Origin of the sequence: Campylobacter concisus (assembly GCF_902460715.1) — a bacterium.
GTDB classification, from domain to species: Bacteria; Campylobacterota; Campylobacteria; order Campylobacterales; family Campylobacteraceae; genus Campylobacter_A; species Campylobacter_A concisus_AK.
In genome coordinates, this window is the sequence record NZ_CABPUX010000002.1 from 141,602 (window position 1) to 167,696 (window position 26,095).

Genomic DNA, 26,095 nt, shown 5'->3' on the forward strand with positions numbered 1-26,095 from the left:
TTTCTCATATTTTCTCCTTTAAATTATTTTTCTAAAACTCTTTTCATCCAAGCAAAAAGCTCGTCTAAGTCGTAGTCGCCGCCATGTCCTTGTCCCCAGACCGCTTCGAAATCAACCTCTTTGCCAGCATTTTTAAGCGAAAGTGCAAGCATAGCAGGCACGGCAAGGGATAGGTCAGTGTCATTTGTGCCCTGTCTTATGCGGTAAAATTTCGCCGCCTCTTTATTTTTAGTGTAGTTCATCGCATTCATCATCTTTATGACGCCAGCATCCGCCATCTCGCCGCCACTTCGCTCTTTTGCAAATTTAGTAAAGTGCTTTGCAGGCGTTTTGCTATCTCCAAAAAGGTCATTTTCTGGATTTTCTAGCCCAAGGCCGTCAAAGGCAACAACCGCTTTGGCACGTTTTAGCGAGGCGATGAAGTCCTCAAATTTGAATGTATATCCAAGCGAGCAGCCCTGCGTGTCAAGAGTTATAAATTTAGGTGTGAACGTGCTTTTGTCGCTGCTTTTTGTAGCGGTAAATGCCTTTGAGATGAGGGCGTTTATATACTCTTTGAAGCTGCCCTCGCCATTTTCATCAAGGCTTAGCGCGTGGCCTTTGGCGTCTTTTAAATTTAGCGAGTTTAGATAGGCTGGAAATTTACTCTTTAGCTCGCGTGAGAGCTCTTTTTGCGTGGCGTTTAGCTCGCCTGTGATCATCTTTGGCTTTTTGCTCCTGTCGTTAAAAGTGCTCGCATCAAGACTTGAAAAATCAATCCTTTCAAATTTATCCAAATCCCCAAACATCCACTCATACGCCTCGTCCTCATGCTCTAAATTTGTCACAGGGCAGTAGGCTGAGACGGCATAAATTTGATCGTCCGCTTTCGCAGCGCCTAGCTCTTTAAGATAAGGCTCATACTCTTTTGCATTTGCGCTAGCTCCTAGAAGTGCCGACATCGCGCCGCCTGCGCTCGTGCCGTTTGAGATGATCTTATTTGCGTCGCCTGGCATAAATTTGTCGTTAAATTTAAGATATCTAACGGCCGCTTTTAGATCGACTATCGCAGCTGGCGCTTTGCCGATAAATTTCTCGCCATCTTTTAGCGTCCTACCCCTAGCGCCAACGCTTGCCACGACGTAGCCTCTAAGAAGCGCTTCAAGAGTGGCATTTGGCTTTTCGTTTTGGATTTCTGGCTTTTGTGGTTTGGCTGGCATGTAGCCACCGATCGCGTTTGGCATAAAGATAGCCCCTTTTTGGTCGCTAAATTTACCCTCTGGCACGTAAAAATTTAGCACCTCATAGTCGCTAGCTGGCTTTGCCACATAGACTATGCCCTCATAGGCTCTAAATTTAAGCGTCCTCTCGCCAACTTGCACGCTTTTTAGCTCAAATTTCTTTTCATCAAATTTAAGCTCACCGCCAAAGCAAGCGCCTACTAAACAAACCCCTAAAATAGCAACTCTAACGCATTTCATGATCTGCCTTTTTATTTTGTCCTACTTTTGCTTTAACGCCTAGTTATCTTTTGGCCCCAATTTGACCGCATAGTCAAATTTTGGCTTACTTAGGCTAAACTCAAAGCTATCTCTATCCACCGCGCCAACGCAGTAGTGGCTATCATAAAGGCGCAGCAAAAACTCCGCCATCTCTTCACTCGTGTGGTACTTTTTAAACGCCTTGTCGTAGTCGTAGCTCTCTTTGCTAGTTGCCACCATGCCAAATTCTGTCTTTGTGGCAGCTGGGGCCAGCACTTTTGCTTGCATTTTCGCCTGCTTATCCTGTGCTAGCTCGTGGTAAAGCCCCTCACTAAAGGCGCTTACGAAAAATTTACTAGCGCAATAGGTCACGACGTTTGGCACGATCTTGTAGCCGCCTATCGAAGAGATGTTTATAAGCTGAGTATCTTTATCTTTATATTTTTTAGTAAAGAGCGTTGAGAGCGTCACAAGAGAGATGATGTTTAAATTTATCATCTGCGTCACTTTCTCTAAATTTTGTTCGCCAACCTTGCCGTAGTCGCCAAAGCCAGCATTGTTTATAAGCGCTTTTAGCTCAAATTTTTCTAAATTACGCCAAAGAGCTAGGACATTTTCTTGTTTTGAAAGGTCGCAAATTTCTATCACGACCTCTACGTCTGCAAATTTAGCTATCTCGCTTTTTAGCTCTTCTAAAAGCTCCCTGCGTCTTGCAACAAGGATCAAATTCTCTCCGCGCCTTGCAAATGCCTTTGCCACGGCCGCTCCTATGCCTGAGCTTGCCCCAGTGATCACTATATATTTTTTCATTTTGTAAATTCCTCCGGACTATAAATTTTCACACCTTCACTGTGATCATCTTGTGCTACTTGCACGATCACTCTGGCGATATCTTCCGCTTTCATCGGACGATACTCGTCAAAAAAGCCTTTTGGGATAAATTTAAACGCCTTTATCGCTAGATACTCGCCAAGTCTAAATTCCTTTCTCTCAGCTTCGATAAGTGGCAGCCTAGCGATATGAAATGAGCTATATCCAAGCTCTTTTATCTTTGCTTCTGCTTGACCTTTTGCCTTTAGGTAAAATGAGCCTGACTTTCTGTTTGCACCTGCAGCCGAGAGCAAGACAAAGCGTTTTGCGCCGCACTCCAAGCCAAATTTGGCGAAATTTATCGGATAGGTCACATCGACTTTATAAAACTGCTCTTTGTGCTTTGCTGCTTTCATCGTCGTGCCAAGCGCGCAAAAGACGTCATCAGCGATAAATGGCACCTCATCTTTAAAATCATCAAAATTTACTATCTTTACTTCAAGCTTTTCATGGGTAAATTCTAGCTCATGCCTAACAAGGGCGACCACTTTGTTATAGTGCTCGCTCTCGCATAAATCCTTTAAAATTTCACTTCCCACAGCGCCGCTGGCTCCTGCTATAAGGGCGACTTTTTTCATGTTTGTCCTTTGTAAATTTTGGATAAATTCTATCTCGCTAAGGCAAAAATTTCGCTTATGGCCTCTTTTGTATAAATTTGCTCCAAGCCCCTACCCTTGGCGTAGTCATAAACTAGCGCCATGATCTCGTCTAAATTTGACTCATCAACGCCGATCTCTATGAGGCTTGTTGGTGTGCCGATCTTGCTAAACCACTCTTTTAGCTTCTCTATGCCTGCATCTGCGTCATCTACACCAAAAATTTCTTTGCTAAAGCGCTTAAACGCCTTTAAATTTCTACTCTTATACCACTTCATCCATGCTGGCATAACCACACTTAGCCCAGCTCCATGCGCGCAATCAACCACCGCACCTATGGCGTGCTCGATCATGTGATTTGGATATGAGTAGCCAGCCGTGCCGACGTAAGTTAGGCCATTTAGCGCCATCGTAGCAGCCCAGGCAAACTCGCCTCTAGCGTCGTAGTTTTCAGGCTCTTTTAGTAAAATTTCAGTCGTTTTCATAACGGTTTTGATGTTTGCTTCGATGTATAAATTTATGATCTCAGGCTGGATGCTCGCCGTAAAGTAGCCCTCGATGCTGTGAGCGATGATGTCAGAGGCTGAATAGACCAAATACTCCTTGCTAACGCTTGCTTGAAGAAGCGGATTTACCACCGATACTTTTGGGTAAAGACAAGCGCCGTGCATGGCAAATTTCTCTTTTGTGGCTTCATTTGTGACGACTGCTCCGCCGTTCATCTCTGAGCCAGTTGCAGCAAGCGTTATGATGTCAAAGATCATAAGCGCCTCTTTTGGGCATTTGCCAGTAAAAAAGTCCCAAACATCGCCGTTATATTTAACTCCTGCAGCCACGGCTTTGGCGCTATCAAGCACCGAGCCACCGCCTATGGCTAGCACGCTATCGACGCCTTGCTTTTTAGCTAAATTTATAGCCTCATTTACCTTGCTTAGCACTGGGTTTGACTTCACGCCGCCTATCTTGCAAAACTCGATGCCATTTGCACTTAGGCTCTTTGTGGCAACGTCAAAAAGTCCGTTTTGCATGATCCTGTCGCTGCCATAGATGATGAGCGTCTTTTTTGCGCCAAATTCTTTCATATATTTGCCGATGTTTTGCTCTTTGTCTTTGCCAAATTCTATTTTAGTAGGGTTTAAAAAGCTGAAATTTTGCATAGTTTTCTCCTTGTTTGCTTTTGTGATTTGGGGTAAATTTTAGTTAAATTTTCTTATTTTTAGCTATTTTTATCGGCGCTAAATTTAGAAATTTCTTAGTCTGATAGGTAGTTTTGATGTGATCTTATCTGGATCGAAGCTGTTTTTTGGATCGCCTAAGCCTCCAAAATTTTCGCCAGTGTTAAAGAATTTTTGTAAGAAATAATCCCCTCTATATCCAAGCTCAAAAAGTAGCTCAGACATCTCAGAGATATCCTTTTCGCTTAGCAGGTCCGCATGCACGGTCGTTCTAACTTCAAATTTAAAATTTATCTCAAGCAGGTATCTAAGCGTGGCGGCAAATTTCTCATATAAATTTGAGCCAGTTATGCCGATAAATTTCTCTTTTGGGGCTTTAAAATCAAGCGCGATGTAGTCGATAAGCCCCTCGTCTATCGCCTCTTTCAAGACGTCACGATACGAGCCGTTAGTATCTACTTTTAAGCTAAAGCCGCGCGCTTTGACCTCGCGTGCTAGCCTTAGAAAGAGAGGATTTGCTGTGCATTCGCCGCCGCTAAAAACTATGCCATTTAGCTTGCCGACCCTGCGGTCTAAAAAGTCGCAAACTTCGCTTAGGCTTATAGAGCCATTTGACCTTACGACCTCGACGTTATAGCAGTATCCACAGCGCATATTACACCCTGCAAACCAAATGACAGCAGCCACTTTATCAGGATAGTCAAGCGTAGTAAATGGCGTGATACTAAAGACTTTTTGCAAATTTAAGGCCCTCTTTAAATTTTAAGACACAAGAAGAGTGCCTTTTTAAAAAATGTATTTTATACTATTTTTTTAAGATTTTGACTATCTTTTGCAGCAACTTGCGTATTCGTCAAATTTAACACGCTCTTTGTGCTCGCCTTTTTTGCCAAGGTTAAAGCTCTCAACTGGCCTGTGATAGCCCATAACACGAGTATAAACCACGCATCTTGTGCGTTTGTCTTGCACTTTTTCTAAAATTTCTTTTTCTGTCATTTTCTCTCCTTATTTGGATTTTTTCTTTTCATTTTCTATCAGCTCTGCATCACAAAGTGGGCAAAACTCATGCTCGCCAGCTATGTAGCCATGCTTTGCGCAGACGCTAAATACTGGCGTTATCGTGATGTATGGGAGTTTGTAGTTTGAGATTATACTCTTTACAAGCTCTTTGCAAGCTTTAGCCGAGCTTATGCGCTCTTTCATATATAGGTGAAAGACGGTGCCACCAGTGTAGGCGCTTTGTAGCTCATCTTGTAGATCAAGCGCTTCGTAAGCGTCGTCTGTGAAATTTGCAGGTAGCTGGGTTGAGTTTGTGTAGTAGATATTATCCCCCTCGCCTGCTTGGATGATGTCTGGATAGCGCTTCTTATCCTCTTTGGCAAAGCGGTAAGTAGTGCCCTCAGCTGGAGTTGCCTCAAGGTTGTATAAATTTCCGCTCTCTTCTTGAAATGTCCTTATCTTATCACGTAAAAAGCCAACCATCTCAAGGGCAAATTCACGTCCAAATTTAGTCGAAATGTTCTCTTTATCGTCAGTGAAATTTCTAAGTAGCTCATTCATGCCATTTATGCCGATAGTGCTAAAGTGGTTGTTAAAGTGCTTTAGATACCTAGCCGTGTAAGGATAAAGCCCTCTGTCATACATCTCTTGGATAAATTTACGCTTTTTCTCTAGGGTTGATCTGGCTAGCTCTAAAAGGTAGCTAAGTCTATTATAAAGTGCGACCTTATCGCCTTTGTAGTTATAGCCTAGGCGGGCTAAATTTATAGTGACAACTCCGATCGAGCCAGTCATCTCAGCGCTTCCAAAAAGACCGCCGCCACGCTTCAAAAGCTCTCTTAGATCAAGTTGCAAGCGGCAGCACATAGAGCGCACGTGGCCTGGTTTGTAGGCGTTTTCGTTTTCTATCTTGTTGCCATTTTCGTCGTAAGTGTATTGCGAGCCGATGAAATTTTGAAAGTAGCTTGAGCCCATTTTTGCGGTATTTTCAAAGAGTACGTCGGCTACTTCGCTATCCCAGTTAAAATCCTCTGTGATATTTACCGTTGGTATCGGAAATGTAAAAGGCTGCGAGCACTTGTCGCCAGCTGTTAAAACCTCGTAAAATGCCTTATCTATGCGTGCCATCTCAGGCTCGAAGTCCTTGTAGGTCATATCGATCAAATTTTTTCTGCCACGCTCGTTTGCTTTTTTCAAAATTTTCTCATCTTTTACGTTTGTAAAGAGGTGTATATCATCGCTCGTTGGGATCTGATCCCTTAGATCGCTTGGGCAGGTGATGTCTATGGTTACGTTTGTAAATGGGCTTTGTCCCCAGCGCGCGGGCACGTTTAGGTTGAAAATAAAGCTAGTGATCGCCTTTTTGATCTCGGCGTCACTTAGATCGTCTTTGAAAACATAAGGCGCAAGGTAGGTGTCAAAGCTAGAAAACGCCTGAGCGCCCGCCCACTCGCTTTGCAAAATTCCTAAGAAATTTGCCATCTGATAAAGCGCCTCTCTAAAGTGCTTTGGCGCCTTGCTCTCGACCCTGCCACGAACGCCGTTAAAGCCCTCGTTTAGCAAAGCTCTTAGGCTCCAGCCAGCGCAGTATCCTGTAAGGCAGTCAAGGTCGTGGATGTGGTAGTCGCCATTTCTGTGCGCTAGGCCCTCTTCTTTGCTATAAACAGCGTCTAGCCAGTAGTTTGCTATGACTTTGCCAGCGGTGTTGTTTATAAGGCCTGCATTTGAGTAGCTGGTGTTTGAATTTGCAGAAATTCTCCAGTCGGTGCCGTTTATATATTCATTTATCGTCTGGGTTGAGTTTATATAGGTCGTATCGTCATTTAGGCCTAAAATTTGCTCACGCTGAAGCTTGTGGGTATGACGGTAGAGCATGAAGCTCTTTAATACTTCAAAATGTCCGCCGTCAAATAGCTCTTTTTCTATCGCATCTTGGATGTCTTCGACTGTTATCGCACTTGATTTTTGAAAGATATCTTGGACTACATTTGTAAAAACTTGCTCGTCATAAGCTTTATTTTCGCTGGCAAATGCCTTTTTTATAGCATCTACTATCTTGTATGCTACAAATTCTTGCCTTGTGCCATCTCGTTTTAAAATTTCACGCATCACTTGCTCTTTTCTGATTGTTTTTTTGATATGGAGTTTAAAAGTATAGGACAAGAAAGCTTAAAAGATAGATAACTATTTTCTTTTGTTTAATAATATTTATCAAAAAATATAAAATTTTAAAGAGTTTTCTTAAGTATATTTTTACATATTTTAAGTATTTTAAAATAAAATTTGATTATTTTTACTTAAATAATTATTTTAATTTTAGTTTTTAAAATAGTCTGTTTAAAATTTTACAAATCAATCAAGCTTATTTGGGTATAATCTCAAAAATTTAAAGGATAAAAATGACTTCGATGAATATACAAATCAACAAATACATACTAGTCTTAAGCGAATAATTGATTAGCTGAACTATGATATGCATTTAACACAATAACGAGCAGAAGTTGTGAATGATGTAAACAAGTCAGATATTTAAGATCATAAAAAATAGACTTAAATATAATAAATTAATATTCACTACACTATATTCTAATTTTTCTTATTTCTTATAGCATATTCAATCCAATTTTCTAAATTGCTTTTTATATCATTATATGTATTATCAGATTTTGGATTAAAAACTGGTATAAATTTTGATAATTTTTCTCTACTATTTTTTATTTCAATATATTCAAATGGATTATACCCTATGCTATCTTTGTAGCCATTTTTATCTTTTAAGTTATGTATATAAATTCCCATTAAAGCCTTGCCTTCATTCCATGCTTTTATTATTTCGTATTTTACCCAGTCTCTATTTGCTGTTTGATTGCCTATTAAGACAATAACACAAGAGCAACTAAACATGTTTTGCGATATCCATCTTTCAATAGCTTGCTTACCTTCTCTTTTTACTTTTTCCCAATCATTAGAATTACAAATTTTTTGTCCTTCGACTACGCCTATATTTTTTATTTGACTAACTCTCCAAATATCTCTATCGTAATGAAAACTAAAAAATACTTTTCTCATTTTTCCCTTTTATTTAAAAAATTCAAAAATTAGAATGAGTATAAAAATACCACCATAAAATGTCCATACGCTTTGAGATTTATAAACATTTAATATATCATAAAGTGTGATCTTGCCATTTATACTAAATTTAAAGATTTCTTTAAAATCTCCATTTTGAAATTTATCAACTTTCTTATTATATAAATCTCTAAATCTTCGTTCAAATAGTAGATAGTATGCATCCAAATATGAAAATGCTAACAGAGGTATAATAGACACAAAAATGCTACTAACATTTGCTCTGAAGATTATTGCGACAGCAATTAATGCAACAGTCCAACCTTTCATTTTAAAAGAATTATCAGCCATTCTTTTGATTGTATCTTGAAGCATTTTTAATTCTTCTGTTAATAATTTTAGTTTGTTATCTTCTGACATATTAAACCTTGTTAGTTTTACTGACAACCCTCACACTCGATCGAGCGGTCAGCTACGTCGTTTAGCTTTTCGCTGTCTGGTGACTCAGAGCGTAGATAGTAGGTTGATTTTAGTCCAAGCTCCCATGCAAGCGTGTAAATTTCGCTTAGATATCCGCCGCTTGCCTTATCTAGGCTCATAAATATATTTAGACTTTGACCTTGATCGATCCATTTTTGGCGGATCGCACCTGCTTTTATTAAAATTCTTTGATCAAGCTCGTAAGCTGGCGTGTAAAACTGCCAAGTATCAGGGCTTAAATTTGGCACGACATTTGGGATCATACCGCTTAGATTGTGCTCGAACCACTTGCGTTTATAGACTGGCTCGATAGTCTGAGTAGTGCCAACAAGGATCGAGATCGAGCTAGTTGGAGCGATCGCCATTAGGTAGCCATTTCTCATGCCATCACGCTTGACCTTCTCTCTTAGCTTGTCCCAGTCGCAGACATTTTCGTCAAATAGCCCACCTTTGTCGTTTAAAAGAGCCTTTGCGTTCTCGTTTGCGGTGTCTATCGGCATGATGCCTTTGCTCCATTTTGAGCCCTCAAATTTTGGATAGATGCCCTTTTCTACGGCTAAATTTGAGCTAGCGTAGATCGCGTTGTAGCTTATGTTTTCCATTATGCTATCAATAAGCGCCAAATGCTCATAACTGCCCCATTTTACGTTTTTCTCAGCTAGCATTTGCGCCTCGCCCATGACGCCAAGGCCGATCGAGCGAGAGGCAAGGTTTGTGTGTTTTACCTTTTTGTGCGGGTAGAAATTTAGATCTATAACGTTATCAAGCATTCTGATAGCTATCGGCACGACGCGCTCGATGTCCTCTTTGCTGTTTATCTTGCTTAAATTTATACTTGCAAGGTTGCAAACTGCCGTTTTGCCCTCGATGCTCTCTTTTTCTACGATGAAAATTTGCTTGCCTTTTAGGCTATCAAGCGCGCTAAGCTTTTTGGCTTTTTTAGTTATGCCGCTATCGACCGTGACGTCCTCTTCTTCGTCAAATAGCTCCTCGCCGCCGTCTTCATAAGTGATCTTGATCTTATAGTAGTTTGGCGCTGTGTTTTGGAAAATTTCGGTGCATAAATTTGAGCTTCTGATGATGCCCTCGTGATCGTTTGGATTTGCTTTGTTGGCATTGTCTTTAAAGCATAAAAATGGCATACCAGTTTCAAAATAGCTAGTTAAAATTTTCTTCCAAAGCTCTTTTGCAAGGATGGTGTTTTTCTGGATATTTTCGTCGTTTTCATACTCTAAATATCTCTTCTCAAACTCCTCGCCGTAAAGGTCGCAAAGGTCGCTTACTTGAGCTGGGTCAAAGAGGCTCCAGCGGCCATTTTCTTTGACACGCTTCATAAATAGGTCGTTTATCCAAAGCGCAGGGAAAAGCTCGTGCGCACGGCGTCTCTCTTCGCCTGAGTTTTTACGAAGATCGAGAAAATCGCTCACGTCCATGTGCCAAGGCTCGATATAAACAGCGATCGCACCCTTTCTAGTGCCTAGCTGATCGACCGCTACTGCGATGTCGTTTGTCACTTTTAAAAATGGTATGATACCGCCAGCTGCATTTTTGTGTCCGTCGATACTGCCGCCCATCGCACGCACCTTGCTCCAGTCCCAGCCGATACCGCCACCAAATTTTGAAAGTAGCGCCATCTCTTTGTAGCTATCAAAAATGCCCTCAATATTATCAGGCGTACTGCCTACGTAACAGCTGCTTAACTGGTGGCGCGTAGTCCTTGCGTTTGAGAGCGTTGGCGTGGCTAGCATCACTTCAAATTTAGAGATGAGGTCGTAAAATTTCTTAGCCCAGCCTTGGCTATCTAGCTCGTTTTGCGCAAGAAACATAGCGATCGCCATAAACATGTGCTGTGGCAGCTCGATGGGCATACCGCTCTTGTCTTTGATAAGATAGCGATCATAAAGCGTCTTTATACCAAGGTATGCAAACTGGAGGTCGCGCTCTGGTTTGATGTAGGCGTTTAGATCCTCAAGGTCGTACTTCTCTTTTAGCCCAGGGATGATGCGGCCTACCTTTTCGCCCTTTGCGAGGTAGTCTTTTAGGTGGTTGTAGCCGTTAAAGCCAGTCACTTTGTGATAAAGGTCGAACAAAAATAGCCTTGCAGCGACAAATGTCCAGTTTGGTCGGTCGATGTCGATCTTATCAACTGCTGTTTTTATAAGAGTTTGCTGAATTTCCTCAGTCGTTATCATATCTCTAAACTGAATTTTCGCATCTACCTCAAGCTCGCTAAGACTTACGTTGCTAAGACCTAGGACGGCTTCGTTTGTGTATTTTTTGATCTTGCTGATATCAAGCTCTTCTGTTCTGCCATTACGTTTTATAACTTTCAAAAATGTCTCTCCGTTTTAAATTTTAATTTGAGATTTTATCCAAAAAGATATAAAAACTCTCTTTACCAAAAACTCTTCATTAAATATAAAATTTACAGCCAAAATGAGAAAGATAAAGGCTTGCCAAAACTCTTATTTTTCTAGTGCGAGGGCGACAAAAAACGTTAAACGTGATGAGCTTTTGTGTTAGTTTTGGAGATCAAAATTTAAATTCGCCAACATTGCCACTAAATTTTACTGGCGCTTGTAAAAGCTACTTGAAAAGTGCCACCCTTGGCTTATAAATTTTGCGAGCTAAATTTAATGTGGTTTTGTATTAGGGTATTTTGCAAGGGGCTAAATTTACCCCTTGCGTTTAAATTTATTTGCCAAAAACTCTGGCGAAAATTCTATCTACATTTTTGGTGTAGTAGTTGTAGTCAAAGCACTCTTTGATCTCATCTTTGCTAAGGCTCTTAGTTAGGTCCTCGTCGTTTAGCAAATTTTGTAAAAATAGACTGTGACCTTGCTCGTCTATCGCTTTTTTGCCCTCTTGCAAGTCCGCCCAGACCTTCATGGCGTTGCGCTGAACGATCTTGTAGGCATCCTCTCTAGAAATTCCACGCTGTGGCAGCTGTAAAAGCACGCGCTGCGAAAAGACTAGACCGCCTGTTAAATTTAAATTTTTCATCATATTTTCTGGATAGACGACTAAATTTGCTATCAAATTTTTGATGCGAACCAGCATAAAATCAGCCGTGATAAACATATCTGGCAGGATAAATCTCTCAACCGAGCTGTGGCTGATGTCGCGCTCGTGCCAAAGGGCGACATTTTCAAGAGAAGGCGTGACATATGAGCGTAGCACCCTGCAAAGGCCAGTGATATTTTCGCTAAGGACTGGGTTGCGCTTGTGTGGCATCGCGCTTGAACCCTTTTGTCCTGGGCTAAAGTACTCCTCCGCCTCATAAACTTCGGTCCTTTGGTAGTGTCTAATGGCAACTGCGATCTTCTCGCAAGTAGAGGCTAAGATAGCGATGGCGCTCACCACGTGGGCATAGCGGTCGCGCTGGATCACTTGATTTGACGCTGGAGCAGCTTTCAGACCTAGCTCCTCGCATGTTAGCTCTTCAAATTCCATCGGAGCGTGGGCTAAATTTCCCATAGCGCCTGAGAGTTTGCCGTAGCTGATCGTATCTTTTGCGTCTTTGATGAGCTTTAGTGCCCTTGCGATCTCGTCATACCAGATGGCAAGTACGAGGCCAAAGGTTATCGGCTCGCCGTGGATGCCGTGGCTTCTGCCGACCATGAGCGTGTGCTTGTGCTCATTTGCTCTATTTTTGACCGCCTGCATAAACTCCTCTACATCGCTGATGATGAGCTCTAAGCTCTCTTTCATCTGAAGTGCGACGGCTGTGTCGATGCAGTCGCTTGAGGTCATGCCGTAGTGTACGAACCTGCTCTCCTCGCCAAGGCTCTCGCTGACGCTTGTTAAAAATGCGATGACGTCATGCTTTGTCGTCTTTTCTATCTCATCGATGCGAGCCACTTCAAATTTAGCATTTTTGCAAATTTTCTCGCAGTCGCTGTCGCTTATGAAGCCAAGTTTATTCCAAGCTTTAACAGCAGCTTTCTCCACCTTGAGCCAAGCGTCGTATTTTGCTTGTATGCTCCACTTTTCAGCCATCTCTTTGCGTGAGTATCTTTCGACCATTGTTGAACCTTTTGTGTTAGTTTGCTTTTGTCCTGAAAGTATAAATTTGGCTTTTTGAGCCAGAAATCACGTCGTGCAATTTCTCTAAATTTAAGTTTTGATTATATAAAATCCGGGCTGAAATGTCGGTTATACGCTTATAAATTTGGGCTTAAGATAGCTCGCTCATTTTTCAAAGGATCATTTTTGCCCTACGTAAATAAATTTATCATTACTGCAGATCATCAAAAAGCTTACGAAATTTTACTCCAAAAGGGCTTTAACATGAGCCAAACCCAGCGTCTCATCGACAAAGGCAGGCTGATCTGTGGCGGCAGTGTCGTGAGCGAGAAAAATGCCATTTTGTGTGGCGATGTCTTTTTGATCGACTATGAGGCCAAGCCAAAGGGACTAAAGCCGATCTTTGAGTGCGAGAGCTTTGCGGTATTTGACAAGCCAAGTGGGGTGCTGAGCCACCCAAATGGCAGGCACTGCGACTACTCGCTAAACGATGAAATTTACACACTTTTTGGGCGAGATGCGAGTGTGGCGCATAGGCTAGACTTTGAAACAAGTGGCGTGATAGTCGTTGGCAAAGATAGAAATTCTACGATAAAACTAAAGAAAATCTTTGAAAACAGAGAGGTTTCTAAAAGCTATGTCGCGATGGTGCAAGGCAAGATCGAGCGAGAATTTACGATCGATGCTAAGATGGATCTGGCAAAGAACTACGACGATGTGAAAATGCGAATGCAAATTTGCGAAAACGGCAAGAGTGCTGTGACTAAAATTTTGCCTATAAAGTATTTTGACGATATTGATACGACTTTAATTCGCACTATCCCACTCACTGGCAGGCAGCATCAAATTCGCTTGCATTTGTTTCATGTGAAACACAAGATCCTTGGCGAACCACTTTATGGTTTGTCACGTCCGCAGATCGAGAAAATTTTAGACAAAGAGATGAGCGAGAGTGAACGGATAAATTTAACTGGAGCAAAAAGACTCTTACTTCACTCGGACGAAATTTCATTTAAATTTGATGAAATTTTTTACACCATAAAAAGCAAATTTGACGCCGAAAGTGAGTTTTATAAATTTGCAAAATAAGCAAATAATCAAAATATTTAAATTTTAAAAACTCTTTCTAGTAAAAATAATCTATAAAAAATTTCATAATTTTGCTTTTAAATTTGAAATAGAGTTTTTATTGAAAAATAGAATTAATTTTTTTTAGTATCGGCGGCGTTCTTATTTAAAAATTTTGGCAATCATTTTTTAGGTTTTGTTTTTCACTCACAAAATTTCATGCCAAATTTTTAGAATTTATTTTGAAGTTTTATTTTCATCTTTCAAAACTTTTATGATCAGCCCAAGTCCAACACCAGCAACTATTACTATAAAAATGATCTCAGTGATATCAAGAGTTGTCATTTTTTACTCACGTTAGTTTTATTGTTAGTTGGTTTTTCTTCTGCTTTAGCTGTACTCTTATCGCTAACGTTAGCTTTAAATTTTGGATTTTCATTGCGCTGTTTTAGCTGTCCGCAAGCCGCACTTATATCAAGTCCTTTACTCTGTCTGATCGTGCAAGTGACGCCATGATCTCTTAGGTATTCTTGAAATTTTAGCATACTAGCAAGATCAGGCCGTCCAAATTCACTACTTTCATGCGGGTTAAAGTAGATCAAATTTACCTTTGCCTTGATACCATGAAGCAATTTTACCAGCTTTTTTGCATCGCTAACACTATCGTTTAAATCTTTGATAACAAGATATTCAAACATTACACGCTTTCGCATATCGATAGGAAATCCCCTAACAGCATCCATAACAGCCTCGATATTATAGGCCTTATTTATCGGCATCAGGCGACTTCTAAGCTCATTAGTAACAGCGTGTAGCGATATAGCTAACAAGACCCCAAGGTCCATCTCACCAAGCTTTTTTATCTGGCTACCAAGGCCGCTTGTCGATACGGTTTGACGGCGTGGCGATATAGCTAGACCCTCATTAAGTGCTAAAATTTTGATCGCTTTACTAACGTTAGCAAGATTATCAAGTGGTTCGCCCATACCCATATAAACGACATTTATGCGCCTCTCGTATGGTATGTTGTTCTCTCTTTTTATCCACAAAATTTGCCCTACGATCTCTCCAGCAGTCAAATTTCTAACAAGCCCGCCCTTTGCTGTTAGGCAAAAAGCACAGCCCATTTTGCAGCCAACCTGCGAACTAACACAAACAGTGTAACGAGCATGGCGACTAATCTTACCATCTTCGTCACTAATCTCCTCTTTCATCGGTAACAAAACGCTCTCTATCTTTAGACCATCTTTTAGCTCAAAAAGATACTTGATCGAGCCATCACTACTTTGCTCAAATTTCACACATTTTAGAGGATCGAGATAAAATTTCTCGGCTAGATCCTGGCGCATATCCTTTGGTAAATTTAACATTTGACTAAATTCTGTAGCATTTTTCTTGTATATCCACTCATAAATTTGCATTGCTCTAAAAGAGGGAGAGACTAACTCTTTTAGCTCTTCAATGCTAAGATCAAGCAAATTTTTCACATATTTTCCTTTATATATTTTGTTAGTAGCTCTTTGGCCTTTGCGTGATTTTTTATAAAATCAGCATGCGCATTTTCATCGCAAAAATTTGTTGCTACGAAAATTCCATAAGCTGGAATTTTAAAAATTTGAGCCACTTTTAAGACAGAAAAAAACTCCATATTTTCTAAAAAATAGCCTTTTTCAAACATTTTATGAGCTAAATTTTTATCTGTTGTAATGAAATTTGATGAATTTGCTTTGATAGTTCCACGTGAAACGATAGAGGAAATTTCACACTCAATCGGCGAATAAGATCTATTTTCTATACTAGAAATTTCAACATTTGCCCCAACTGAGCTTTCATAAATTTGCAAAATTTCGCCATCTTTATAAAGACCAGCTGAACCGACAAAAACTATCTTTTTTGGCATCTGATATAAATTTCGCTCAGGATTTTTTGATAAATTTTGGCACAAATTTTGCAGCTCTGGATTTGCTGAATTTGCAAATTTAGCCTCAATCTTTGCAAGATAATGTGGGTCAATATTCTTTAAATTTATACCCTTTTCATCAGCCCCCACGCATGATCTTTTTTGCAAAAACTTTGTCAAATTTATCGCCATATCGACTAGTCCCACCCCCATCGGCAAGGCAAAGTCAAAAATTTCATTTTTTCCAGCTGAGATAACTAACATCAAAGCCTAACCTCAATGCCGTTTGCCTTAAGATACTCTTTTAGCTTTTTTATCTCGATCTCTCCAAAGTGAAATATAGAAGCCGCTAAACACGCATCAGCCCCAGCCTCAAAAGCATCTTTAAAATGCTCCATTTTCCCTGCACCCCCGCTTGCGATAGTCGGTATAGAAAGCGCGCTAAATATCCTTGTTAGCTCCAGGTTAAAGCCCTGTTTGACGCCGTCATTATCCATAGACGTTAGCAAAATTTCCCCTGCTCCGCGCGACTCGACCTCTTTCGCCCAAGCAAAGGCATCTTTTTTGGTATCGATCCTGCCGCCATTTATAAAAACACTATAACCATTTTCGATCTTTTTAGCGTCAATCGCTACGACGACACATTGCGAGCCAAATTTCTTAGCCGCTTCGTCGATCAAATTTGGATCTTTTATCGCCGATGAGTTTAGGCTCACCTTGTCACAGCCCGCATTTAAAAGGCGTGAGATATCATCTATCGTGCGTATGCCTCCGCCAACGGTTAGGGGTATAAAAAGCTTACTTGCGACTTTTTTTACCACATCAACTATCGTATCACGGCCAAGGTGAGAGGCTGTGATATCCAAAAAACAAAGCTCGTCAGCGCCCTCGTCATTGTATCTTTTAGCTATCTCGACTGGGTCTCCAGCATCGACAAGTCCAACAAAATTTACACCTTTTACGACCCTGCCATCTTTTACGTCGAGGCATGGGATTATGCGTTTTGCAAAATGATTCAAATTTATCCTTTGTCTATCTTTCTGGCTGCCACCTCAAAATATGGCAAATTTGCCCAATTTTCTCGGTTTCCAACTATATAAATAACCTCTTTTGCCCTTGTTAGCGCCACGTTTAGCAGGTTTGGCTTACTAACAGCCCACGCCCTAGCGCCCTTTGTCGCGCCGCCTAACACAAAGACAATAACATCAGCCTCTTTGCCCTGCATAGTATGGATAGTGCCGGCACCTTTTAAATTTCTACAAACATCTTTAAATGGCGTTATTATCCTGATGTTATCTTTATGACTGGCTAGCTCGCCTGCCAAGAGCTCTTTAACCGCCTCGCCCTCGGTTTTGTTGTGGTTGCCTATCCACTCTTCACTTCTAACGTCTATCCACTTTGTTTGCACGTTAGTGTTTGCAAATTTACTTGCCGCACTTCTGCCAAGTATCATCATATCGTCATATGTAGTCTCATTTGAGATATCAAACATAGGGTTAGCGCACCTTCTATGCACAATGAGTGGCGAGCCGACCCAGATACTCTCGCCACTACCTTTTATATATGTGCCGATCTTTTGAGCTTTGTCAGCCCTAAGCTGCACTGATGACTTTAGCAGGTTAAACTCATCTTTTGCCTCGCAGTAACTAAGGATCGCGTTATTTAAACTAACTGGCAGCGTTACGACTGGCTCAAGTTGAAGCGGATCGCCGACCACGACAGCCATCTTTGAGCGAAGTAGTGCGCCTAACGCGTTAGTTAAATTTGCCTGCCCTGCTTCATCTATCAAAAGCAAGCCTATATCGCCATTTAAAAGCTCTTTAAAGGTGTTATTAAACGAGGCAAAAGTCGAGCTAACAACTGGCGTTAGCAAAAATAAACCCTTGATGATCTCACGTCTATGCTTTGCATCAAGGCCATTTTTCTCAGCCATCTTTTCATCGTTAAAGATAACACTAAGGGCACGTAAATTTGTCCTGACAGCCTCTTTGCAGGCAAAGATCGCTGCCTTGTGTAAATTTAGTGCCTCTTTAAAAAGCTCTATCCTAGCCCTAAAAAGCTTTGTCTTGTGAAATTTCTGGTCTATACCAAATTCCATCATAAATGGCATACTCTTTTGCATCTCTTCGTTGCTCTCGCTAATGCTGCCGTTTAGAAAGATATCTAGCTCCTCGCTCCTGCCAAGTATCTTTTGGCGTCTAGCAAAGTCGCTTTGCAACCTTTTGTAAAGATTTATCTTAGTGCCAAGCTCTGCTGCCCTGCTCTCAAGCCCTGCTATCTCATCTTTTAGCTCGTTTAGCCTTGCTTCGTTTTTCTCTTTGCTCTCGCCATTTTGCTTGCTAGCTTTTAAATTCTGCTCGGCTATCTGGCGGTTTATCTCACCAACCTTTATCGCCTCGTCGTTATACTTTTCAAAGGCCTCTGTCTTAAAAATTTGCTGAAAGAGAAAAAAAGGTGGCTTTTCTGGCGTGCTTAGATACTCCTGCAAGGCTTCATTTTGACTAACAACTCTTGTTAGCTCGCTAAATTCAGCCTTTTTATCTTCAAGCTCGCTGCTAACACTAGCAAATTCGCTCTCAAGCGGAGATAAAAGCTCCTCTATCTGCTTGGCTGAGTTATAACTCTCAAGCCTCCTATCAACATCAGCTAGCTCGCTCTTTAGGCTCTTTAGCTCCTCTTCCTTGATCCTGATCTCACTAAAAAGCAAATTTACCTCGTGAAGTGCGAGATTAAATTTCTCCTTCGCCACGTCGTAGTCATCAACGCCTTCGCCAACTGCCAGATATTTGCCAAGCCCCATCAAAAAGCCATCTTGCTCCAAAAACTCGCCATACTCTTTTGTGATCTTGTCATACTGGCTGTGAGTAGCCTCGATCTTTACGCCGTTAATTGCGTTAAAAACAAAATTTGACTTGTTTTGCTTTGAGCCAAGCGCCACGCAAAATAGCCCCCAAGCTGGCTTTGAGATAAAAGACTTCTCGCCATATTTGCTCTTTTCATCAGCCGAGAGTAGTCTTGTGGCTATAAATTTAAAATAATCAATCTCACCCGCATAATCCCCTATGCTCTTTAGCTGGCTTAGCTCCTTGCTCAAAATCTCAACCGCGCCGTTATTGCAAGAGCTAACGACCATCTCGAAGCCTTGCAGCTCGTCATTTAGCCTAAAATAAAGCGCCTTTTCATCGCTGTCATAAACTGGCTTAAAGATATCATGCCTGCTCATTTGCGCGAGCTTCATCGCCCTAAGCGTCACTACTTCAGCCATCACGTCCTTTAAAAGCGTCGTTTTGCCAGTACCTGGAGCGCCATTTACACTATAAATCCCACCATTTCCATCTTTAAATTTCTCAATTATATTGTTTAGAGCCATTTGCTGTGAGAAATTTAAGGCAAAATCACTTGCAAAGGCTGATCTTGGGTAGCGCTCAGCCTTAAAAAAGTCCCTAACCGCCCTTTGATTTAGCTCGTCTCTAACGTCAAGCCGCTCAAATTTATTCTCACTGCCCTCGTCTAAAAACTGATCCGTTAGCTCGTGCGTCCTGCCTGACTCGTAAAATTTGATAAGTAAATTTATATCATCTATAAAAAAGCTATTTAAAAGGCCGTCCGTATCTTTAAAATTTGGATCAGCTATCCTTACTTCAAGCCTGATCACATCTTTGCAAAATGGCGTCTTTAGCGAGCTTTTTATCTCCTCATGGACTACTTTTACATAGTCGCTAAGCCGCATTTTCTCTTTGTGGATAGAAATTTTATCCTTGATGTGCTCGCACTCTTTGTTAAAGTCGTTTTGACTGATCTCTTTTAGGTGGTTTAGGCGCACCATCGCCCATGGAGCCGTTGGGATAAAAAGCTCATTTGATGAGTTTGGCGTAAAAAATGGACTTAGCTCATCATCTAAATTTGCATCTTTTAAGGCAAAACTTTGCTCATTTTTGTAAAAGAGCAGATCGCCAGAGAGCTTAAGCTTATAACAAAATGCCTTTTCAAAGCTCGTTTGCTCAGAGCGTAGCTCCTCTAAAATTTGCTCTTTTTCAAATTTTACATTTGCTAGCTTTGATATCGCAAGGGCGAGCAAGTCAGTCTCAAAAATGCCGCCAAAAATTGAAATTTCTACACCATTTTTTAAAAGCGACCTGTCAAATGCCCTTAAAATTTGCATAAATTTCTCATCAAGATTTGCGATATCAAGGTCCATTGATTTTTTAAATTTGCTATTTGTCTTTTTTGGCTCGTCTAAGGTTTTTGGCTCTAAATATTGTGATAATAAAAAGTATTTTAAGGTATTTGCCCTACTCAAATTTGTGCCTTATTTTGTTGTTATTTAGTGATTATAGTCCATTTTATATATGATTAAACTAAACTTGTAATCATTGTATAAGTAATTTTTGGCTAATATCGCGGCTATGATAAAGGCAAAAAAGCACTTTGGACAGAATTTTTTACAAGACAAAGCGACACTAGATAAGATCATCCAAGCGATACCCAAGGACGTAGAAAACGTCGTTGAGATTGGGCCTGGCTTAGGTGATTTGACATTTAGACTTTTGCAAATTTATAAGACGACCTCTTTTGAGATAGATTGTGAGCTGTTTCAAATTTTAAAGGTCAAATTTGCAAATGATATCCAAAATGGACAATTAAAACTTTTTTGTAAAGATGCTTTAGAGCAGTGGCAGCAAGAGGGCGGACTAAGTAGCCAGAACTACTTTTTAGTCGCAAATTTGCCCTATTACGTTGCTACGAAGATGATACTAAATGCGATAGATGACGAAAAATGCCTTGGGCTTATCGTGATGATACAAAAAGAGGTTGCTCTTAAATTTAGCGCAAAGAGCAAGGATAAAGAATTTAGCGCTTTATCGATCCTCGCTTCACTTCAAGGCAGGTGTGAGCTTTTGTTTGATGTGGATGCAAAGCTTTTTAATCCACCTCCAAAGGTCACATCCTCAGTCATTAAACTACAAAAAACAAAAAAGATTTTTGGCAAAGACGGGATTTTCAAAGATGTAAAACAATACGAGGCTTTTAAAGCATTTTTAAGAGCTGCGTTTGCTTCGCCAAGAAAGACGCTTTTGAAAAATTTATCCACAAATTTTGACAAAAAGGCGTTAGAAGAAATTTTTGAAGACCTAGGCTTAGCTCAAAATTTACGTCCACATGAACTAGATGTCGATTCTTATCTAAAAGTATTTGAAAGATTAAAGGAAGATAATGAACGACAAAAACGAAGAGAAAGTTGTAACTAATCAAAGTAAAAACAACAAAAGACGAAGATTTAGACCAAAAAATAAGCCAAAACAAGAGGGTGAAACTACCGAGCAAACTTCACTAGCAAGCAAAAGTGTGATAGATAACTTCTTTGCAGCAGAGCAGGCTGAAGCGTACGCCGAGCCAAAGAGTCAAAATCCTCGCCCAAAAAAGCAAAGAAATAACAAAAATCAAAACAAAACTGGCGAAAACAATAAGCCAAAAGAGCAAAAACAGCAAAAAGAAAAGCCAAAACAAGAGCAAAAAGCTGAAGCTAAAAACGAGGCAAAAGAGCAAAAAGAGAAGCCAAAAAAGGCTAAAAAACCAAAGAAAAATTTACCCGCAAAGCTAAATGGCAACGAGCAGTGGCAACAAGATATCGCAAGCGCGATGGAGGCAAACAAAGCCACTCACGAGCTAAGACTTGAGCCACTAAAATATCTAAACTCAAGCGAGCATAAAATTCGCATAACGCCACTTGGCGGTCTTGGCGAGATCGGCGGCAATATGACGGTCTTTGAGACCGAAACTAGCGCTATAATCGTTGATATCGGCATGAGCTTTCCAAGCGAGAGCATGCACGGCGTGGATATCCTCATCCCAGACTTTGACTACGTTCGCAAGATAAAAGATAAGATAAAAGGCGTCATCATCACGCACGCACATGAGGATCACATCGGCGCAGTGCCTTATTTTTACAAAGAGTTTAAATTTCCTATCTACGCCACACCTTTACCACTTGGCATGATAAATAATAAATTTGAAGAGCACGGACTAAAACAAGAGCGCTCACTCTTTAGATCGGTCGAAAAGAGAAAACCATATCTCATAGGCGACTTTGAGGTCGAGTGGATACACATTACGCACTCTATCATCGATGCCTCAGCACTTGCGATCACGACAAAGGCTGGCACGATCATCCACACGGGCGACTTTAAAATCGACCACACACCGATAGACGGCTACCCAACAGACCTTGGCAGACTAGCGTATTACGGCGAGCGTGGCGTGCTCTGTCTATTAAGCGATAGCACAAACAGCTACAAAGAGGGCTTTACAAAGAGTGAAAGTAGCGTTGGCAAGACCTTTGACGCGATATTTTCAAAAGCAAAAGGCCGTGTCATAATGAGCACATTTAGCTCAAATATCCACCGCGTCTATCAAGCGATCGAATGGGGCTTAAAATACAACCGCAAAGTCTGTGTCATCGGCAGATCAATGGAGAGAAATTTATACACTGCGATGGAGCTTGGCTACATCAAGCTTGATAAGAAAATTTTTATCGATGCAAACGAGGTTGGTAAATTTAAAGATGATGAGGTACTTATCGTCACTACTGGCTCTCAGGGCGAGACTATGAGCGCGCTTTACCGCATGGCGACAGACGAGCACAAATATATAAAGATAAAGCCGACCGATCAGATCATAATCAGCTCAAAAGCGATCCCAGGCAACGAAAACAGCGTCTCAACGGTGCTAAATTTCTTACTAAAATCAGGCGCGAGCGTCGCTTACCAAGACTTTAGCGAGATCCACGTCAGCGGTCACGCAGCACAAGAAGAGCAAAAGCTGATGCTTCGCCTCATAAAACCAAAATTTTTCTTGCCAGTGCATGGCGAGTACAACCACATCGCAAAGCACAAAGAGACGGCAATTAGCTGTGGTGTGGATGAGAGAAATATCTATCTAATGAGCGACGGCGATCAAATGGAGCTTTGCCAAAAGTACCTAAAACGTGTAAAAACAGTAAAAACTGGCAAAGTCTTCATAGATAATCAAATAAATAAACAAATTTCAGACGACGTCGTCATCGACAGACAAAACCTCGCCGAAGCAGGCGTCGTCATGATAATCGCTCAAATTTCACGTCACGGCGCAAAACTCATCAACAAACCTCGCGTCATCAGCTACGGCCTTGTGGGCGACAAGCAAGACGCTGAGTTTAGAAAAGAGATGGAGGGCGTGCTAGAGCAGTACCTAAGCAACGTCAAAGAGGAGCTTTTGAAAGATAGCAGACTACTCGAGTCACAGGTGCGTCAAGTGATCAGAAAGCACATCTTTAGAAAGGTCAAAAAGTACCCAACTATCGTGCCGATCATCTATCTAATGTAAGGAAAATTTATGCAGACAATGAACCAAATCGCCGCTGAAGTCTTAGAGATAGAAGCAAACGAGCTTTTAAGACACGCTAAAAGCGTAGAGATAGAAGATGCTGTAAATTTGATATTTAACGCAAAGGGCAAGGTCATAGTCACAGGTGTGGGCAAGAGCGGTCATGTAGGCGCAAAGATCGCTGCTACGCTTGCAAGCACTGGCACGCCAAGCTTTTTCTTACACCCAACAGAGGCCATGCATGGCGACCTTGGCATGATAGAAAAAGACGACATCTTGTTAGCCATTAGTTTTAGTGGCGAGAGCGATGAGATTATCAAAATTTTGCCTCATGTAAAGCGCTTTGGCGTAAAAATAGTCGCCATGGCAAGAAGCAAGACAAGCTCGCTTGGTAAATTTAGCGACGCTTTTATAGATATAAATGTAGAGAAAGAGGCGTGCCCACTAAATGCCGCCCCAACAGCATCAACCACGCTAACGTTAGCTCTTGGCGATGCGTTAGCTGTTTGTTTGATGCAAAAGCGAGGATTTAAAAAAGAGGACTTTGCAAATTTTCATCCAGGTGGCAGCCTTGGTAAGAGGCTATTTTTGAAGGTTAAAGACGTGATGAGAAGCGAAAATTTGCCGATAGTCCGCTGGAATGCAAGCCTAAAAAGTGCGATCGATACGATGACACATGGCAAGCTTGGCACGGTTCTCATCGTCGATAAAGATGGTGTGCTAGACGCTCTTTTAAGTGACGGCGATCTTAGGCGCGCGCTTATGAGAGAGGACTTTGACCTAGAAGAACCAGCGATGAAATTTGCAACCATGCATCCAAAAGAGATAAATGACAAAGAGATGTTAGCCGTAGATGCGTTAGCTTTAATAGAAAAGTATAAAATTCAGCTTCTAGCCGTCGTAGAAAATGGCGTGCCTGTGGGCGTTTTACACATCCACGACCTTGCAAATTTAGGACTATAAAATGGAAAAAACAAGACTAAATAAATTTATCTCACATAACACAAACTACTCACGCCGTGAGGCAGATGAGCTGATAAAAGCTGGCAAGGTTAGCATAGCAGGGCGTGTGGTTAGCGACCTTGCTACAAGCGTGGATGAAGATGACAAAGTGCGCATAAATGGCCGTTTGATAAAGCTAAAGAAGGAATTTACAGTTATCGTTTATCACAAACAAAAGGGCGAGCTAGTTAGCAAAAAAGATGACCGCGGACGAAAGACGATCTACGACACGTTAGATAAGAAATTTGCAAAATTTGTTAGTGTGGGACGCTTAGACTACGCAAGCGAGGGGCTACTTTTACTAACTGACGCTCCAGCGATCGCCACAGCGCTCATGAATAGCGACTTAGAGCGCGAATACTACCTAAAGGTAAAAGGTGAGGTGACAAAAGAGGTGATAGAGGCGATGACAAATGGTTTTTTCGCCAAGGATGCCACCAAAGGCGCGCACGCAAAAACCACTATAAAATCAATGGAATTTAAGCCATTTCTAGCTTACAAAGTATTTGGCTCAAGCGGTGGCTATACAAAACTAAAGGTCATCATCAACGAGGGTCAAAACAGAGAACTACGCCGTTTCTTTGGCTACTTTGATCTTGAAGTGATGGATCTAAAACGTGTTAGCTTTGGACGCGTTAGCCTTGATATGCTAAAGCCTGGCAAATGGCGCTACTTCGAAAATAGCGAATACGAAGACTTAAGAGACTTTTTAAAAGTTAATAACGTTAGATACTAACATTAGGCTTGTTTCTATAACAAAGAGACAAGCCAAACCACAATAACTACGAATTTATAAAATGGAGAAAAAATGAAAAAGGCTGTTCTTTTATACACAATCTTACTAACTATTGGATTCTCCAAGGATCTAGTAGAACTTGGACTTGAGGCTTACAGCAAAGGTGACTACAACAAAGCAGTCGAGATATTTACTAAAACTTGCAATGATGGAAATAATGGCAATTGCTATAATTTAGGACTTTTGTATATAAATGGCCAGGGTGTAAAACAAGACTACAATAAAGCAGCTAAATTATACGAAAAGGCTTGTAATGGTGAAATTATTCAAGCTTGTTATAACTTAGGATTTTTATACTATAACGGTCAAGGCACTACACAAGACTACTATAAAACTGCTCAATTGTGGCAAAAAGTTTGTGATGCCAAATATAGTATTGGTTGTTATAATTTAGGGCTTTTATATGAGGATGGTCAAGGTGTAGAGCAAGACTACAATAAGGCGGCTAGATTATACGAAGAAGCTTGCAATAATGGACATGCACTAAGCTGTTCTAATCTAGGTGTTTTATATATAAAAAACCAAGGTGTAGAACAAAACTATAACAAAGCCATAGAGCTATACAATAAATCTTGTGACGGTAAAAATGCTATAGGTTGTTTTAATTTAGGAAATTTATACGAAGAAGGCAAATATCTAAAGCAGGACTACTATAAAGCGGCCAATCTATACAAACAAGCTTGTGATGGCGGATATGCTAATGGCTGCTATAATCTAGGTAATTTTTATGAAAGAGGACAAGGGGTAGAGCAGGACTATACCAAAGCTATCAAACTATACGAAAAAGCTTGCGATGGCAATATCGCCCAAGCCTACCACAATTTGGGAGTTTTATATGTAAATGGTCTGGGTGTAGAGCAAGACTATTATAAGGCAGCTCAATTATGGCAAAAAGCTTGCAATGACAGATACAGTATGAGTTGTTACAACTTAGGAATTTCATACAATAATGGCCAAGGTGTGAAACAAGACTATTATAGAGCGGCTGATCTATACAAACAAGCTTGTGACGATGGAGTTAATGATAGTTGCTCTAATTTAGGAATTTTATATGAAAACGGTCAAGGTGTAGAGCAAGACTACAGTAAATCCCTAGAATTATATGAAAAAGCTTGCAATAATGGATACAATCGCGGTTGTTTTAATTTAGGAGCTTTTTATCTAAAAGGCAAAGGCGCAAAACAAGACTACCACATAGCAAAAGAATATTTTTATAAAGCTTGCGAATTAGGGCTTCAACCAGGGTGTGACGTTTATAAAAAGTTAAACGAAAAAGGCCTTTAATACTAAAA

Annotated in this window: 19 protein-coding genes and 1 pseudogene; 6 read left to right on the plus strand and 14 right to left on the minus strand. The window is 40.8% G+C overall.

Features of this window, described 5'->3' with window-relative positions; all coding sequences use genetic code 11:
• Positions 1–23 precede the first annotated feature (23 nt).
• The 10 genes and pseudogenes from F3G91_RS06575 to purB all read right to left on the minus strand — a co-directional run bounded on the left by F3G91_RS06575 (position 24) and on the right by purB (position 12,675).
• Positions 24–1,460 (minus strand): subtype B tannase, encoded by a 1,437-nt coding sequence (locus tag F3G91_RS06575; protein WP_149701059.1) that lies wholly within the window; start codon positions 1,458–1,460, stop codon positions 24–26.
• Positions 1,461–1,499: 39 nt separating this feature from the next.
• On the minus strand, positions 1,500–2,270 hold the full coding sequence (locus F3G91_RS06580; RefSeq protein WP_149701060.1) for an SDR family NAD(P)-dependent oxidoreductase: 771 nt from the start codon (positions 2,268–2,270) through the stop codon (positions 1,500–1,502).
• Complete coding sequence (locus F3G91_RS06585) at positions 2,267–2,908, minus strand: NAD(P)H-binding protein (RefSeq protein ID WP_149701061.1); 642 nt, start codon at positions 2,906–2,908, stop codon at positions 2,267–2,269. Before F3G91_RS06585 ends, F3G91_RS06580 begins: the two co-directional genes overlap by 4 nt.
• Before the next feature lie 29 nt (positions 2,909–2,937).
• Positions 2,938–4,083: an iron-containing alcohol dehydrogenase gene (locus tag F3G91_RS06590; RefSeq protein ID WP_149701062.1), complete on the minus strand. Its 1,146-nt coding sequence runs from the start codon at positions 4,081–4,083 to the stop codon at positions 2,938–2,940.
• An 84-nt stretch (positions 4,084–4,167) separates the two neighbouring features.
• A complete protein-coding gene (locus F3G91_RS06595) occupies positions 4,168–4,842 on the minus strand; it encodes an anaerobic ribonucleoside-triphosphate reductase activating protein (RefSeq protein WP_149701063.1) in 675 nt (224 codons plus the stop codon).
• Between the two features lie 84 nt (positions 4,843–4,926).
• A pseudogene (locus F3G91_RS06605) lies at positions 4,927–7,209 on the minus strand (ribonucleoside triphosphate reductase).
• Positions 7,210–7,686: 477 nt separating this feature from the next.
• On the minus strand, positions 7,687–8,169 hold the full coding sequence (locus F3G91_RS06610) for a TIR domain-containing protein (protein ID WP_009295198.1): 483 nt from the start codon (positions 8,167–8,169) through the stop codon (positions 7,687–7,689).
• Positions 8,170–8,178: 9 nt separating this feature from the next.
• Complete coding sequence (locus F3G91_RS06615) at positions 8,179–8,589, minus strand: hypothetical protein (protein WP_103585507.1); 411 nt, start codon at positions 8,587–8,589, stop codon at positions 8,179–8,181.
• 17 nt (positions 8,590–8,606) lie between these two features.
• Positions 8,607–10,982 (minus strand): ribonucleoside-diphosphate reductase subunit alpha, encoded by a 2,376-nt coding sequence (locus F3G91_RS06620; protein ID WP_009295196.1) that lies wholly within the window; start codon positions 10,980–10,982, stop codon positions 8,607–8,609.
• A gap of 361 nt (positions 10,983–11,343) precedes the next feature.
• Positions 11,344–12,675: an adenylosuccinate lyase gene (gene purB, locus F3G91_RS06625; protein WP_107943860.1), complete on the minus strand. Its 1,332-nt coding sequence runs from the start codon at positions 12,673–12,675 to the stop codon at positions 11,344–11,346.
• Positions 12,676–12,861: 186 nt separating this feature from the next.
• On the opposite strand from purB, the gene F3G91_RS06630 reads away from it, so the two are divergent.
• The gene (locus tag F3G91_RS06630) at positions 12,862–13,764 is read left to right on the plus strand and encodes a pseudouridine synthase family protein (protein WP_149701065.1); all 903 of its coding nucleotides are present in this window, start codon (positions 12,862–12,864) and stop codon (positions 13,762–13,764) included.
• Positions 13,765–14,084: 320 nt separating this feature from the next.
• Here the strand turns inward: F3G91_RS06630 and rlmN are convergent, their stop codons facing one another.
• From rlmN to F3G91_RS06650, 4 genes are read right to left on the minus strand one after another with little or no spacing between them, the layout of a single operon-like run.
• Positions 14,085–15,230: a dual-specificity RNA methyltransferase RlmN gene (gene rlmN / locus F3G91_RS06635; RefSeq protein ID WP_149701066.1), complete on the minus strand. Its 1,146-nt coding sequence runs from the start codon at positions 15,228–15,230 to the stop codon at positions 14,085–14,087.
• A complete protein-coding gene (locus F3G91_RS06640; protein WP_149701331.1) occupies positions 15,227–15,907 on the minus strand; it encodes a purine-nucleoside phosphorylase in 681 nt (226 codons plus the stop codon). Before F3G91_RS06640 ends, rlmN begins: the two co-directional genes overlap by 4 nt.
• Positions 15,907–16,662, minus strand: coding sequence for an imidazole glycerol phosphate synthase subunit HisF (hisF, locus tag F3G91_RS06645; RefSeq protein WP_149701067.1), 756 nt, complete (start codon positions 16,660–16,662; stop codon positions 15,907–15,909). The genes F3G91_RS06640 and hisF overlap by 1 nt, the downstream gene beginning before the upstream one ends.
• A 2-nt stretch (positions 16,663–16,664) precedes the next feature.
• Entirely contained in the window at positions 16,665–19,943 is a 3,279-nt protein-coding gene (locus tag F3G91_RS06650; protein ID WP_149701068.1) for a DEAD/DEAH box helicase, read from the minus strand.
• 106 nt (positions 19,944–20,049) lie between these two features.
• Here F3G91_RS06650 and rsmA point away from each other — a divergent pair, with 106 nt between their 5' ends.
• The 5 genes from rsmA (at position 20,050) to F3G91_RS10245 (ending at position 26,087) form a co-directional block, all read left to right on the plus strand.
• On the plus strand, positions 20,050–20,892 hold the full coding sequence (rsmA, locus tag F3G91_RS06655; protein WP_149701333.1) for a 16S rRNA (adenine(1518)-N(6)/adenine(1519)-N(6))-dimethyltransferase RsmA: 843 nt from the start codon (positions 20,050–20,052) through the stop codon (positions 20,890–20,892).
• Positions 20,858–23,005: a ribonuclease J gene (locus tag F3G91_RS06660; RefSeq protein ID WP_188116807.1), complete on the plus strand. Its 2,148-nt coding sequence runs from the start codon at positions 20,858–20,860 to the stop codon at positions 23,003–23,005. The genes rsmA and F3G91_RS06660 overlap by 35 nt, the downstream gene beginning before the upstream one ends.
• 9 nt (positions 23,006–23,014) lie before the next feature.
• Positions 23,015–23,968: a KpsF/GutQ family sugar-phosphate isomerase gene (locus F3G91_RS06665; protein WP_149701069.1), complete on the plus strand. Its 954-nt coding sequence runs from the start codon at positions 23,015–23,017 to the stop codon at positions 23,966–23,968.
• Between the two features lies 1 nt (position 23,969).
• Positions 23,970–24,743: a pseudouridine synthase gene (locus F3G91_RS06670; RefSeq protein ID WP_009295179.1), complete on the plus strand. Its 774-nt coding sequence runs from the start codon at positions 23,970–23,972 to the stop codon at positions 24,741–24,743.
• A gap of 72 nt (positions 24,744–24,815) precedes the next feature.
• Positions 24,816–26,087 carry a tetratricopeptide repeat protein gene (locus tag F3G91_RS10245; RefSeq protein WP_188116808.1) on the plus strand — a complete coding sequence of 424 codons (1,272 nt, stop codon included), beginning with the start codon at positions 24,816–24,818 and terminating at the stop codon, positions 26,085–26,087.
• The last annotated feature ends 8 nt before the right edge of the window (positions 26,088–26,095 follow it).